The following is a 14,063-nucleotide window of genomic DNA, read 5'->3' on the forward strand; positions in this document are numbered from 1 at the left end:
GGCTGCGAGGGCGTCTTGGAAATTGGCGCGGGCGCGGATCCTTGTTACTGTCTAAAGAGTCCGGTCGCTGGTGCATCCCCCGTCGCCAGCGGCCGGATCTTTTGTTTTCCGAACGCCCCACGCGGGGGCCGGTCGGCCGTGCCCGATCAGTACGTCGACGACGGATCGTCAGTACGCCGAGCGGCCGCTGTCCAGCTGGACCGCCGCCGCCACCAACTCGCCCAGCAGCGGCTCGACCTGCGGCAGCCAGACGGCGCCGTCGGCGCCCTGCCGCGGCGGCAGCACCCAGCGCACCCGGTCGCCGTCCCCGCCGCCGGGCGGCAGCGGCAGGAAGCCGCCCGCCCCGTGGTAGCGCAACGATCCGGGCACCCAGGGGAGTTGCACGAGCATCTCGCCGAGCGCGTCGAGCGAGTAGGGGGCGACCAGCATCGCGTACCGGTCGGGCATCGCCAGCACCGGGCCGAGCCTCAGCCGCAGCGCGGCCAGGTAGGCGAGCGCGCGGGCGCCGGCCGCCGCCGGGAGGCTGACCGCGCAGACCGTCCGGCCGGTCGCGACCAGCACCGGGGCGTCCGGGCAGCGCCGCTCCCACCACCAGCGCACCATCCGGGCGTCGGTGGTGGCCGCGAGCAGCGGCGGGTCGTGCGGGTGGGCGCCCGGCACGGGGCAGTCCGGGTCGCCGCAGGAGCAGTGTCCGCCGGCGAGCAGGACGGTGCCGGGGACGACCGGCCAGTGATGCCCGGCGGCTGCCGCCAGGGCCCCGTCCAGCCGGCCCGCCCGGGCCGCCGACCGGCGCGTCGGGTCGTCGCGCAGTGGGTTGTCACGCATTGGCACCCGTTCCTTTCCGTGACCGCTCGGTGGCTCCGCCACGCGGTCGCCGGACCGGCCGCCGCCGCGCGTCCGGGGCGCCGGACCGGCCCGCGAACCGGAGGGAGGGAACCGACCGGGATCCGGGTCGGAACGGACCGGGGCCGGACGGCGGGCGGGGCGGACGGCGTTACGGACGGCGGTACGGACAACGGCGCGGGCCTGGAGCACGCGGTGGAGCACGATGTGAAAGGGCCGCGTAATAGAACAGCCCTTGGAACGAGAATCCCGTATGCGACCGGATGGACGCCGCCCGGCCGCGGTTGGTTCCACCGTACGAGTGAGTCGCTTCCGGCCGACCCGGCCGGCCGGCGCCAGGGGCATACGATCCGGACGGCCGCCGGAGCCGTCCCCCCGGTTCTGCCCGTTCACCGGCTGCTCCATGCCCGACCGACGGGGCCACCGCGTCCCGCCGGACCGCGGCGCAACCGACCGGCGCGCGCGGAACGGAACGCGCCCCCCGACCGGGCCCGCGGCGGCGCGGAACCGGCCACCAGCCTTGTCATGGCTCTGGACATGCCCCGAATGGCCTGTGTAGAAGTGGTGCCATTGCTGTCGATCAATGACGAGTAGTAGCGAATCGAGGCGAAACGCGCCCTTTTGGCCGTACTCGCTCCAACGGCCTTCCCTGGGGGTTCCGCATGATCCGCGTGACACGCACCACCGCGTCAGGAGTGGCGGCATGACCGAGTCCCACCCACCGTCGACGTCCTCCGAGCCCGCCGAGCCCGGCGGTACCAGCGGGCTGTCCGTGCTCGACCCGCCGGGCTTCCGCGATCCGGCCGCGCCCGCGGGCCGCCCCGCGGGCCGATCGGACGGCCCGGCGGACGGCCAGCCGGACGGCCGAGCGCCCGGAGAGCTGCCGGGCGGCGGCGAGGGCGCGGGCCGTGCTCCGGGCGCCCCCGGCGCACCCGAGGGAGTGAACCCCGCCGGGTCCGCCGCCGGAGTGCAGGACCGTTTGGCCGGACGCCTGTCCGATTTCACCAGCCTCTACGAGCACACCGAACGGCTCGCCCGCGCCCGCGGCCTGGCCGCCACCCTGGACGCCGTGCTCGCCTCCGGCGCCGCGCTGCTCGGCGCCCGGCGCGCCCTGCTGGTCACCGCCCTGCCCGGCGGCGGCCCCAGCCAGCCGGTCGGCCTCGGCCTGGACCGCGCCTGCCTCGGCTCGCTGGAGACCGTCCCGACCGACCAGAGCCTGCTCGCCCGGCTGCTGCGCGAGCACGACCGGCCCGCCGAGCTGCAGTCGTACGACCTCGCCCGCGACCCCGCGATCGGCGCCCGGCTGCGCGAGCTGGCCGGCCACCTCGGCCTCGGCGGCTGCTACGGCCTGCCGCTCGCCACCGAGGAGGACGGCCCGCTGGCCGCCGCGCTCTGGTTCTACGACGAGCCCGCCGAGCCGACCGAGCGCCGGCGCGAGCTGGCCCGCCGGTACTGCGCGGTGGCCGCCCCGCTGCTGGCCAAGCAGCTCGACGCGGAGAAGGTCCGGCGCACCACCGAGGCGCTGCGCCGCGGCCTGCTCCCCGACCACCTCCCCCGGCCGGCCGGCCTGCGGCTGGCCGCCCGGCTCGTCCCGGCCGGCCTGGACCGCTCCTGCGGCAGCGACTGGTACGACGCCATCCCGCTGCCGGACGGCACGGTCGGCCTCACCGTCGGCTCGGTCTCCGGCGACGGGCCGGGCGCCGGACCGGGCTCCGCCCCCGGCGCGGCCGCCGCGATGGGCCGGGTGCGGGCCGCGCTGCGGGCGTACGCGGTGCTGGAGGGCGAGGACCCGGTGTCCGTCCTCGGCGACCTCGAACTGCTGCTCAAGACCACCGAGCCGGCCCGCACCGCCACCGCCGTCTACGCCTGGGTGGAGCCGGAGGGCCGGCGGATCACCCTGGCCGGGGCCGGCCACTGCCCGCCGGTGCTGGTCACCCGCTACGGCGCCGAGTTCGTGGAGACCTCGCTCTCCGCGCCGCTCGGCGTGCTCTCCTGCTGGGAGGCGCCCGGGGTCGAGTTCACCGCCGAGCGCGGCGACACCCTGGTCCTCTACACCGAGGGGCTGGCCCGCCGCTTCGGCCCGACCCTGCACGTCGGGCAGGCCAACCTGCGCCGGGCCGCCGCCGACGCCCCGCGCGACGTGCGGACCGACCCCGAGCGGCTCGCCGCCCACCTGGCGGCGGTCGCGGCGGAGCGCGAGGCGGCCGGCGCCGCGGGCGGCCCAGCCACCGACGACCTGCTGCTGCTCGCCGCGCGCTTCGAGTAGTCCGGTCGGGCCCGGGCGGTCCGACCGGCTCCGAGCGCGCGACCGCCCGGCCCGCACGGGCTCGAACGGGCCGGGCACAGGCCCGAACGGGTGAGCGGCCGGGCGTCCGTACCATGGACGCACGGCCGCCCACCTGTGTCGCGATCCGACGCGCCCCGGGCGGCACCACGCGCAAGGAGGCGACGTACGTGACCGAGGACCGCACCCCCGCGGTGGCCGAGAACCCCGAGGCCGTCGGCGGCGACGAGGAGCCGCAGCAGTTCAAGGGCCGCAAGAACGGCCTCTACTCCGCGGTCTCCGACGAGCTGGCCGCGTCGATGAAGTCCGGCTGGGCCGACACCGAGCTGCACGGCCTGGCCCCGGTCCCGCAGGCCCCGTACGCCGCCGAGCGCCGCGCCAAGCTGTCCGCCGCCTTCCCCGGCGAGCGCCTGGTCGTCCCGGCCGGCACCCTCAAGGTCCGCTCCAACGACTGCGACTACGCCTTCCGCGCCGCCAGCGAGTACGTGCACCTCACCGGTGACCAGACCGAGGACGCCGTCCTGGTCGCCGAGCCCGCCGGCGCCACCGGCCACACCTTCGCCCTCTACCTGCTGCCCCGCTCCGACCGCGAGAACGGCGAGTTCTGGCTGGACGGCTACGGCGAGCTGTGGGTCGGCCGCCGGCACAGCCTCACCGAGCAGGAGCAGCTGCTCGGCCTTCCGGTGCGCGACGTCCGCAAGGCCGCCGACGAGCTGGCCGAGCGCGCCGGGGACGGCGTGCCGACCCGGATCGTGCGCGGCTACGACGCCGGCCTGGAGGCCGCGCTCGCCGCGGTGCTGGACGCCGACAGGGACGCCGGGTTCAAGGAGTTCCTGAGCGGCCTGCGGCTGGTCAAGGACGAGTGGGAGATCGGCGAGCTGCGCGCCGCCTGCGCCGCAACCGTCAAGGGCTTCACCGACTGCGTGCGCGAGCTCGGTCAGGCCGTCGCCACCTCCGAGCGCTGGATCGAGGGCACCTTCTGGCGCCGGGCCCGGGTCGAGGGCAACGACGTCGGCTACGGCTCGATCTGCGCCGCCGGACCGCACGCCACCACCCTGCACTGGGTGCGCAACGACGGCGAGGTCCGCCCCGGCGAGCTGCTGCTGCTGGACGCCGGCGTGGAGACCAGCACCCTCTACACCGCCGACGTCACCCGCACCCTGCCGATCAACGGCCGCTTCGACGAGCTCCAGCGGAAGATCTACGACGCGGTGCACGACGCGCAGGAGGCCGGCATCGCGGCCGTGCGGCCCGGCGCCCGGTTCCGCGACTTCCACGACGCCTCGCAGCGGGTGCTCGCCGAGCGGCTGCTCGCCTGGGGCCTGCTGGACGCCTCGGTGTACGACGTCGAGAAGGTCCTGGAGCTGGGCCTCCAGCGCCGCTGGACCCTGCACGGCACCGGCCACATGCTCGGCCTGGACGTCCACGACTGCGCCCACTCGCGCACCGAGGAGCACGTCGACGCGCTGCTGGTGCCGGGCATGGTGCTCACCGTCGAGCCCGGCCTGTACTTCCAGCAGGACGACCTGACCGTCCCCGAGGAGTACCGCGGCATCGGCGTCCGGATCGAGGACGACATCCTGGTCACCGCCGACGGCAACGAGAACCTCTCGGCCGGCCTGCCGCGCCGGGCCGAGGACGTCGAGGCGTGGATGGCCTCGCTCGCCTGAGCCGTCGGGCCGCCGCGCCCGGACCGCCGGCGGTCCGGCCCCCGAGCAGTGGGGGCCGGGCCGCCGGCGGGCTTTCAGGGGGTGGCCGGGGCGGTCACGGGGCGCCGCCGACGTGGTAGCCGGGGTGGATGACGAGCGGTGCGGCGTCCCGGCCGTCCCCCTCGACCCCCACGACCACGGCGAAGCTGCCGCTGTCGGGCCGCCAGTCGTACGGGACGCTCAGCGAGAACGTGAAGGACGTCGAGTCGAACGGCCGCAGCAGCCGTTCCAGCAGCGTGGTGTCGACCACCAGCCGCCCGCTCCCGTTCGGTGCGACCGGCAGCGTGCGCAGCCCCTCGTCGCCCGAGCCGTACCGGGCCCGGACCGTGATCCCGGCCGATGCCTCCGAGCCGCTCAGCACCATCGTCGGGATCACCGAGGCCAGCGGCGCCGCCCCCGGATTGCGGACGGTCATCGTGAAGGTGCCCTCCGTCGGGCTGGGCTCGATCGTGAACTCCGGGGCCTTCTGCGCGTCGGCGGGGGCCCTGGACAGCCGCAGCGCCGCCGTCGTCGACCCCGCCACGGTCCGCTGCGGCAGGGACGGCAGCAGCGCGAGGCCCTCGATCAGCAGCACCCCCTCCGCGCTGTCGATCGCGGGGAGCAGCCGGTAGCGGACCGTCCGGGCGGCCCCCGGGGCCAGCGGGAACGCCGCCTCGTCGCCCGAGGCCAGGTAGCTGCCCGAGGCCTCGGTCAGCGGCACGGTCGTCCAGGTGCCGTCCGCTTCCTCGCGCTGCAGTCGGCCCTGCACCGAGGTGCCCGGGCCCGTCCGGTCGGCGAGCGAGCTGACCGCCACCACCGGGGCCACCGTCTCGTACGGCCGGCCGGTGGTGTTCCGCCAGGTCACCGAGAAGGCGACCTCCTTGCCGCCGACGATCGCCTCCGCCCCCGCCAGTCCCTCGAAGCTCGGCTCGATGTCCTGGGACGGGCGGACCACCGTCCGGCCGTCGGCCGCGGACGACCCCGGCGCGGTCGGCGCTCCGGCCGCCGCCCCGCCGGGCGGCGCGGTCGCCCGGCCGTCCGGCCGGGTCGCGCCGTCCCCCGGGCCGCCCTCCCCCGGGCCGGTCACGGAGGCCGCACCGGGGGCGGTCGCCGAGCCCCGGGACGACCCCGTGTCCGGCGCCCCGACCGGACGGCCGAGCGCGTCGGTGGGCCGCGCGCTCGGGGAGAGCGGGTCCGGCCCCCCGGTCGGATCGGGGCTGCGGCTCGTCGTCGCCGCCGGCGCGCCGTCGTTCCGGTCGGCGAGGACGTCGGTGGGGACGGTGAGCAGGCCGATGACGGTCGCCGCGGCCAGCCCCAGCAGCGGCAGGCCCACCAGGTAGGCGGGCCGGCGGCGCGCACGGGGGCCCGCGGGCGGATCGGCCGGGCGCAGGTCCTGGCCGGTGATCCGGGCGGCACGGGCCGCCATGGCCTCGCGGAGCAGGCACTCCACGGGCGACTCGCCGACGGGACCCGGGCGGCGGCCGCTGCGCTCCCCGTCGGCCCCGGGGCGCCACTCGTCGCTCATCGGGCGTCCTCCAGCTTCTTCTCCAGGGCGTCCAGGGCCCGACTGGCGGTGGACTTCACGGTTCCTCGGGACACCGCGAGGATCTCCGCGATCTCCGACTCGGACAGGTCGGACCAGTAGCGCAGCACCAGCACCTCGCGCTGGCGGGCGGTCAGTTCCTGCATGGCCAGCAGGACCCGGCGGTGCTCGTCGTGGAGGACGGCGTGGTCCTCCGCCGACGGCGCGTCCGCCTCGTGCGGCGGCACGTACTCGCGGGCCGTGCGGCGGCGGCGCAGCACCGACCGGGAGCCGTTGACCACGGCGGTGCGCAGGTAGGCGAGCGCGTCGTCGAGGTCGTCCAGCTGCTCGCCGTACCGCTGGTAGAGCTTGGCGAAGGCCTCCTGCACGACGTCCTCCGCCTGGTCCTGGTGATCGACCAGCAGCACCGCGAGGCGGACCAGGCTGAGCCGGTGGGTGAGGTAGAGGTCGGTCAGGGTGGGACCGGCCTCCCGCGCCCGGCCGCCACCGGGCAGCAGGCGGAACCCGGCGCGGCGCCGGGTCGCCGACTGCGCGGCGACCGGCAGGTCGAACACCTCGCCCGCGCCCTGCGCCTCCTGGGCGCCGAACAGCAGCGTCACCAGCCCGCGGAGGGGCGCCCCCCACGGCTGGGCGGCCCTCGCGGACGGCCCGGTGGCCATGGACATCCGTCTTCGCTTTCCCCCCGACGGCCCTCCGGTTCCGCACCGGTGCGTCGGGACCTCGTCATCGGACGGCCGGGCCCGCCGGGCCCGGCCGGATCGTCGCGGCTGCCGACCGGTCGTCAGTGGTCGGCGAGCAGCGGCACGCGGGCCCTCTGCGGGGGCTGGGTCCGGCCGTCGACGCTCTGCCCGACCACCAGTTCGAGCCCGGTCCCGGACCGCCACCCCGGCGGGAGGTTGACCCGGAACCGGTAGACCGTGGTCTCCCCCGGACCGAGCACCTGGGAGAGTCCGGAGGTGTCCAGCCGGACCAGGCCCTCCGCGTCGAGGGTGCCCTGCAGGCGGCGCCACTCGCCGTCCACCAGCACCTCGGCGGTCAGGTCCTGCGGCACCAGGCCGTGGGCGGCGCCCGGGCCGACCGGGTCGGTCGCCGCCAGGTCGGGGGTGACGGTGTGGCTGGCGAAGCCGTCCACGTTGGCCAGTTCCACCCGCAGCTCGGACGGGACCCGGCCCATGGTCCCCTCGGTGGGCCTGCCCAGTGAGAGCCCGACCGGCTGGGCCACCGTCACGTCCACCCCGGTCACCGCGCCGCCGGCGCGGACCGCCTTGGCGCCGCTGCCGATCCAGCCCTCGGCCGCGATCGGCAGCCGGCCCGACATGCCCCCGGCGGCCAGGGTCAGCCGGTAGCGGACCGTCCGGCTCTCCCCGGGGTCGAGCGAGAAGGTGCCCTGCCGGGGGCCGCTGCCCGCGCCCGGCTGGTTCAGCTTGACCTCGCGCCACTCGTCGAGGTCCTTGCGGTCCAGCATCCCCTTGGCCGTCGTCCCGGGGCGGGCGACGGCGGCCGGGAAGTCGTACGGGAGCACCCGCACCACCGGGACGACCTCGTCGTAGTGCCGCTCGGTGGGGTTGGTCCAGGTCACCTCGAAGTCGAGGTAGCTGCCGTCGGCCGGGGTCCGCCAGACGCCGGTGAGCGAGCGGACCGAGACGTCGACCCGCTCGGCCACCGCGTTGGGCATCTCCCCCGGCCAGATCGGGGCGCCGCCGGACGCGGGGGCGGGCCGGAGCGGCTCGTCCTCGCGGTAGGGGTCGGGGGCGGGAACGGGGACGGACGCCCAGAGGAGGGCCGGCGAGCCCGGCGAGGAGCCCGGTGCGGCCAGGGCCGACCGCATGGAGGCCGCGTCCGATCCCGCCGGCCCCGCCGCCCGGACCGGGCGGACCTCCGCGTCGGCCTCGGCGGGGATCAGCGCGTAACCGGTCGCACTGGCGACGACGGCCGCCAGCGGAACGGTCCTGACGAGACGCCGAACAGTAGACGGGCGCATGGTGGATTCCCCGTGGTAGTCGGACTCGGCCTGTGCGGCGAGGCCCGGGGCCGGCTCGGTGGAGCCGCGCCGGATCGGACCTCACCCTGTCAGACGCCCGAGTCCCCGAGGGGTTGCGGGGTGTTCGAAGAAAATTTCGTAGTGGCCGGAACCAAACCATTCATTGGTATCCCACCGATGTCTTCGGTGGGAGATCCCGTCCCCGCTCCGGCCACGACGCCCGCCCCACCGCCGTACCCGCCCCACCGCGTACCCACCGCGTACCCACCCGACGCTACGCCCCGCCGCCGGTGCGCCGGTCCGCGTTGGCGAGCATGGCGTCGTGCAGCCACTGCGCGAGGCCCGGGGCGAGGTCCTCGTAGACCTGCGTGAAGCGCGGATCGGCGAGGTACATCCCGGCGATGCCGCGGTGGATCTCGAAGGTGCAGTCGTAGAAGTTCTGGCGGATGTGCTGCCGGTGCGCCTCGGCGAGGTCCGTGGCCGGTTCGCCGTCGGCGGGCTCGCCGGCGGTGAAGAGCTCCACCAGGCGGGCGTTCAGGGCGTCCGTCTCGACCTTGATCCGCTCCCAGTCGGCCCTGTCGTAGCCGCCGGTGCGGCGCTGGGACTCCGCCCAGGCCGCGGTGTCGCCCCAGCGCTGCTCGGCCTCGGTCTCCCACTCCTCCCGGTAGTTCTCGCCGAAGAGCTCGAACTTCTCCTCCGGGGTCAGCTGAATTCCCATCTTCTCTGCCTCCATGGCGTGTTCGACGGCCGCGGCCAGGGCCTGGAGATGCGCGATGCGGTCGGTCAGCAACCGGTGCTGGCGCCGCAGGTGCTCGCTCGGACTCACCGAGTCGTCGTCCAGGACGGCCGCGATCTCCTCCAGGGGGAACCCGAGTTCGCGGTAGAACAGGATCCGCTGCAACCGGCCGAGGTCGGCCTCGCCGTACCGGCGGTAGCCGGCCGGCGTGCGGCCCCCGGGGGACAGCAGGCCGATCTCGTCGTAGTGGTGCAGGGTGCGGACGGTCACCTTGGCGATCCTCGCCACCGCGCCGACCGGGTACCCGTCTGCGGGGTTCATCCGGATTCTCCCTCCGTGCTGACCACGAGCCTGCCCCCTCCCGTTGCGTGAGGGTCAAGCCGGTTGCCGACGCGGGTCAGACCGCGGCCGGCTCGCGTTCGGTGCGCCGCCGGGCGCCGTCCTCGCCGGCCCCCCGCCGGGAGCCACCGCGCCCGCGCCGCCGCGGGGCGGGCCAGAGCAGGACGTACCCCGCCGAGAGCACCACGAAGGCGAGCCGGACGAAGCCGCGCGCCGGGTCGGAGGGGAGGAACAGCGTGCCGCCGTAGAGGGCGGCCAGCGCGATCCAGCTCCACCACGGCACCAGCCGCCGCTGCCCGACGGTGTCCCAGAGCAGCGTGCCGAGCAGGATCGACGCCGAGTAGTACGTGTAGACGCTCGGGTCGAGCAGGATCCGGGCGTCCGCCCCCAGCAGGACGACGGCCGGCCAGCGGCCGCGCCAGACCGCCAGGCCGCCCAGCGACAGGCCCAGGGCGAACTGCGCCGGGCGGTCCCACCACGGCGTGGCCGGATCGGTCACCCCGAACCAGCGCAGCGCCGAGGCGGGCTGGTTGGGGATGGTGAACTTGGCGGCCGCCATGGTGTCCAGGTCGCCCAGGTAGAACGGCAGCCAGGCGACCGCCACCAGTCCGACGAACCAGAGCAGCGTCCGCGGCCACCTGGCCCGGGGCAGCGCGAGGATCAGCGGCGCGAAGGCCAGCGCCCACGGCTTGGAGTCCACCGCCAGCGCCAGGTGGACGCCGACCATGGCGGCCCGGCCGCGGCTGAGCTCGTACGCGGCGAGGGTGGTGAAGAACAGCGCCAGCACGTCGTCCAGGTGTGCGAAGCGCACGGACACCTCGACCCACATCGGGATGAACGCCAGGCCGGCGATCAGCAGCCGCTGCTGGAGCCGGCGGTGGTTGGTGCCGGTGCCCAGGTAGTGGAGCGCGGCGGTGCGGCCGACCAGGACCAGCATCGCCAGGCCCAGTCCGGACATCACCGCCTCGGCCAGCAGTGCGCCGGTGTGCGGCGGGAAGGGGGCGAAGAGCCGCGCCACCGCCAGGCTGACCGGGCCGATCTGCAGCTCGGGGTGGTGGGCGTAGAGCGCGAGGCCGCCGTCCGGCCGGTCGCTGAAGAGCAGTTCCTCGCCCTGGCGCAGGTAGTGCCAGGAGAAGCCGCCGCTCGGCTCGACCAGCAGGAACCACAGGACGGTCCAGGCGAGCAGCAGCACGTGGTGCCGGCGGACCGGCAGACCGGTGATCCGGCCGGCGGAGGCCCCGTAGTCGGTACCGGTCCGCGTCGCGCGCCGCGACCGTCCCGGCCCTGTCGAGCGCTCCGCGCCCCGTCCCCGCACCCCGTACCTCGCCTGCCCCGTGTCGGCCTCCTCGGAGGGTCATCCTAGGCACGGCCGGGAGGGCCTGCGGCACCGCCCGTGCCCCCGGTGGGCCGGGGACACGGGCGGTGCGTCGTGCTGCGCGGTCGGCGGGTCAGCCCTGCTGCGCGGCGCGGCGGCGGCGGAGCACCACCAGGGTGCCGACACCGGCCGCGAGGACGGCGCCGCCGGCCAGCGCGATGGCCGTGGTGTCGTCACCGCCACCGGTGGTGGCCAGCGCCTTGTCCGCGTTGGACCGGGCCTGGGTGACGGCCTCCGGGGTGATCGGCAGCGGTGCGATGGCCGGGGCCTTCACCGGGAAGTCGATCGGCTGGCGGGGACCGGTCTCGTCGTCGCCCCCGGTGTCCCCGGGCGCCGGGGTCGTCGGGGCGGTGGTGGCGGAGGCGCTCGGCGAGGCGCTCGGGCCGGACGTCGTCGTCGCGGACGGCGAGGCGCTCGGCGACGCGCTGCCCGACGGCGTCGCGGTCGCCGACGGCGTCGTGCTGGACGTGGCGGTCGGCGTCGCGGTGGCCGACGGCGAGGTGGTCGGCGTCGGCTCCGAGGTGGCCGACGGGCTCGTGCTCGTGCTCGGCGTGGCCGTGGCGGACGGCGTCGCGGTGGCCGACGGCGAGGTGGTCGCCGACGGCGAGGTGGTGGCCGACGGGCTGGTGGTCGGATTCTTCGTCGGGGTCGCGCTCGGGCTGGCCGACTTGGTGGGGGTCGGCTTCCCGCCCCCCGTCACGATCTTGAAGCGCTCGCCGCACTCGGCGTCGCCGACGAACTCGCCCGGACCGGCCTTGTTCCCCTCCACCTTGGACGCGAACGCCACCGGAACCACCCCGGCCGTGCCGAGCGGCGCGTCCTTGGTCACCGAGACCCGGACGGTGACGGTGACGCTGTTGCCCTTGTTCACGGCGAGCAGCGAGTTCCGGTAGTCCGGGATCGAGTTGTCGATGAGCTTGGCGAGCAGGAACAGCACGCCGTCGTCGTCGCTCTCACCGCCACCCGGGGCGGGCTTGGCCGGCAGCCAGGTCTTGGACTTGTCCAGCGACTCGGGCAGCTGGTACTCGACCTTGAGGTGCTCCCCGCGCAGCGTGCCCTTGGGGTTCTTGAACTTGAGCAGCGGGTAGTACACGAAGTCGTGCTTGGTGTTGTTGTCGACGGTGAAGTTGAACAGCTTGGTCTCGCCGCCGGCGACGAAGGTGCGCGGCACCCCGTCCAGGGACAGGTCGAGCGCACGGGCCTTGGCCTTGTCGGCCTGGGGCGTGGCGGCGGCGGGGGTGGGTCCGGTGGTGGCTGCGGCCACCGCGCCCTGGGCCCCGGTCAGGGCCATCGAGGCGGCGAGCGCGGCGGCGCCGGCCAGGGCGAGACTGCGAGGTATGGAGATGGACAAGGGAGACCTCACGAGAGTGTCCGGGCGCGGCCCGGGGGCGCGGGAGGACCGGCCGGCTGTCCGAGCCGCGATCCCCCCGCGAAGCTGAAAGTCCGACGGAGACTATCGAAGACCCCGGCCCCGCCGTGAGGGGGGTGCCGGTTTCCGGCGGACACCGGCCGACTCCTGTCCGTTTGGCCCAACTCTGCCCCGCTGAACGGCTTTTGCTCCCCGGCGAGCGGGCGGCCACCGGGGCGTACAGCCGTCCCGGAGCGCGGTCGCCCGGGCGTGCGGCCGCCCGCGTCCCCGCTACTCCGGCAGCCCGGCCCGCCGCCGCGCGACGGCCGCGACCGCGGCCCAGTCCTTCTCGCCGTCCCCGTGCGCCAGTGCGTCCAGGAACGCGTCCCGCAGCACACTGCCGAACGGCAGCGGCACCCGCGCCGCCGCACCGGCGGAGAGCGCGAGGTCGACGTCCTTGAGCCCGAGCGGAAGCTTGAACCCGGCGGGCTCGTAACGGCGTTCGGCCACCATCGAGCCGTAGCCGGAGTAGACCGGCCCCGGGAAGAGCGTGCCGCCGAGCATCTCGATCAGATCGGTCGGGCGGACGCCGTTGGCCTCGGCCAGGCTGCACGCCTCGGCCATCGACTCGATCGCGCAGGCCAGCAGGAAGTTGGTGCTGATCTTGGCGGTGTTGGCCTGTCCCGGGCGCTCGCCGAAGTGCCAGACCCGCCGGCCCATCGCGGCGAACAGCGGCTCGACCGCGGCCAGCGACTCCGCGCTCCCGGCGGCCAGGATGTTGAGCTCCCCGGCCTCGGCGACCGGCGGGCGGCCGAGCACCGGCGCGGCGACGTACCCGATGCCGTACTCGGCGTGCAGGGCCTCGGCGCGCTCGGCCAGGGCGACCGAGACGGTCGCCATGTTGACGTGCACGCCGGCCGTGGCGCCCTCCAGCAGGGCCGGGTCGAGCAGCAGCCGCTCCACGGCGGTGTCGTTGGCGAGCATCGAGACGACCACGTCGGCCGCGAAGACGTCGGCCAGTCCCTCGGCGGCCGCGGCGCCCCGCGCGACCATGGCGGCCACCGGTTCGGGCGAGCGGTTCCAGACCCGGACGGTGTGCCCGGCCTTCACCAGGTTCCCGGCCATGCCCCGGCCCATCGCGCCCAGTCCGACGAAGCCGACCGTCATCCCGCTCATCGCACACTCCCGCTGTCGCCCGGCGGCCGGACCGGTCGGCCGGCCACGATCAACCGACTGTACGTCAGCTCGCCGCGGCGTCGGGCCGCCGTCCCGGTCAGGCCGCCGCGGCGTGCCGCCCGTCCGCCGAGCCGGCCTCCAGGTGCGCGAGGACCCGGTGGCGCAGCAGCTGGTACTGGGCCTGCAGCCGCCCCGGGCGCAGCGGGCGGGCGACCGGCCGGCCGGGGCCGACCCGCTCGTCCGGGCCGAAGCGCGTACGGGTCATGTCCACCTCGGCGCCGGCCGCGGAGCGGTTCCACCAGTGCAGGTCCGTACGGACCCCGCCGGTGTACACCTCGCCCATCATCAGCTCGCCGCCGAGCAGGTCGTGCACCACCAGGGCGGTCGCCCGGCACTGGCCGTGGGCGGGATTGTCGGGACGCCAGTGGCCCTGGTCCTCGGGCGCGCAGGTGTCGACGCCCCAGGAGGAGCGGATCGCACGTTCGATGTCGTTGAGGGTCCACGCCGTCATAGCGGGAAGCCTGCCACGCGGCACCGACAGCGGCAGCGGCTTTTCGGTCGGCGGCCCCGTGTTCTGCGGCGACCCGCGTGACCTTCACCCGTACGGGGAGCCCGTCGGGGCGGTGGAGTGCGCCGGGGCGGGGGGGGGGTGCGCCCCCCCGCCCCGGGCCGGGCCCCCCCCCCCGCGCCGGGCCGCGGGGCCCGGCCCGGGGCCGCCCCCCCCCGCCCGGGCGGCCGGGTGGCCCCGGG

Annotated in this window: 11 protein-coding genes; 2 read left to right on the forward strand and 9 right to left on the reverse strand. The window is 75.9% G+C overall.

Annotation, left to right across the window (positions count from 1 at the left end; translation table 11 throughout):
- Window positions 1-168: 168 nt before the first annotated feature.
- Window positions 169-825, reverse strand: a complete 657-nt coding sequence (locus ACFVFS_RS34300; protein WP_380628794.1) for a bifunctional DNA primase/polymerase — start codon at window positions 823-825, stop codon at window positions 169-171.
- A gap of 721 nt (window positions 826-1,546) precedes the next feature.
- Between ACFVFS_RS34300 and ACFVFS_RS34305 the strand changes: the two genes are divergently transcribed.
- Both ACFVFS_RS34305 and ACFVFS_RS34310 read left to right on the forward strand, forming a co-directional pair.
- Window positions 1,547-3,109: a PP2C family protein-serine/threonine phosphatase gene (locus tag ACFVFS_RS34305; protein WP_380628795.1), complete on the forward strand. Its 1,563-nt coding sequence runs from the start codon at window positions 1,547-1,549 to the stop codon at window positions 3,107-3,109.
- A gap of 188 nt (window positions 3,110-3,297) precedes the next feature.
- On the forward strand, window positions 3,298-4,797 hold the full coding sequence (locus ACFVFS_RS34310; RefSeq protein WP_380628796.1) for an aminopeptidase P family protein: 1,500 nt from the start codon (window positions 3,298-3,300) through the stop codon (window positions 4,795-4,797).
- A 94-nt stretch (window positions 4,798-4,891) separates the two neighbouring features.
- On the opposite strand, the gene ACFVFS_RS34315 is transcribed toward ACFVFS_RS34310, so the two are convergent.
- The 8 genes from ACFVFS_RS34315 to ACFVFS_RS34350 form a co-directional block, all read right to left on the reverse strand.
- A complete protein-coding gene (locus ACFVFS_RS34315; protein WP_380628797.1) occupies window positions 4,892-6,340 on the reverse strand; it encodes a hypothetical protein in 1,449 nt (482 codons plus the stop codon).
- Window positions 6,337-7,023, reverse strand: coding sequence for an RNA polymerase sigma factor (locus ACFVFS_RS34320; RefSeq protein WP_380628798.1), 687 nt, complete (start codon window positions 7,021-7,023; stop codon window positions 6,337-6,339). Before ACFVFS_RS34320 ends, ACFVFS_RS34315 begins: the two co-directional genes overlap by 4 nt.
- A 116-nt stretch (window positions 7,024-7,139) precedes the next feature.
- The gene (locus tag ACFVFS_RS34325; RefSeq protein ID WP_380628799.1) at window positions 7,140-8,339 is read right to left on the reverse strand and encodes a hypothetical protein; all 1,200 of its coding nucleotides are present in this window, start codon (window positions 8,337-8,339) and stop codon (window positions 7,140-7,142) included.
- 274 nt (window positions 8,340-8,613) lie between these two features.
- Window positions 8,614-9,396: a MerR family transcriptional regulator gene (locus ACFVFS_RS34330; RefSeq protein ID WP_380628800.1), complete on the reverse strand. Its 783-nt coding sequence runs from the start codon at window positions 9,394-9,396 to the stop codon at window positions 8,614-8,616.
- A 76-nt stretch (window positions 9,397-9,472) separates the two neighbouring features.
- Complete coding sequence (locus ACFVFS_RS34335) at window positions 9,473-10,729, reverse strand: hypothetical protein (protein ID WP_380628801.1); 1,257 nt, start codon at window positions 10,727-10,729, stop codon at window positions 9,473-9,475.
- A gap of 133 nt (window positions 10,730-10,862) precedes the next feature.
- A complete protein-coding gene (locus ACFVFS_RS34340) occupies window positions 10,863-12,140 on the reverse strand; it encodes an LPXTG cell wall anchor domain-containing protein (RefSeq protein WP_380628802.1) in 1,278 nt (425 codons plus the stop codon).
- Between the two features lie 288 nt (window positions 12,141-12,428).
- The gene (locus tag ACFVFS_RS34345; protein ID WP_380628803.1) at window positions 12,429-13,313 is read right to left on the reverse strand and encodes an NAD(P)-dependent oxidoreductase; all 885 of its coding nucleotides are present in this window, start codon (window positions 13,311-13,313) and stop codon (window positions 12,429-12,431) included.
- A 97-nt stretch (window positions 13,314-13,410) separates the two neighbouring features.
- Window positions 13,411-13,824 carry a hypothetical protein gene (locus ACFVFS_RS34350; protein WP_380628804.1) on the reverse strand — a complete coding sequence of 138 codons (414 nt, stop codon included), beginning with the start codon at window positions 13,822-13,824 and terminating at the stop codon, window positions 13,411-13,413.
- Window positions 13,825-14,063 lie beyond the last annotated feature (239 nt).

Source organism: Kitasatospora sp. NPDC057692, assembly GCF_042799475.1.
Taxonomy (GTDB): domain Bacteria; phylum Actinomycetota; class Actinomycetes; order Streptomycetales; family Streptomycetaceae; genus Kitasatospora.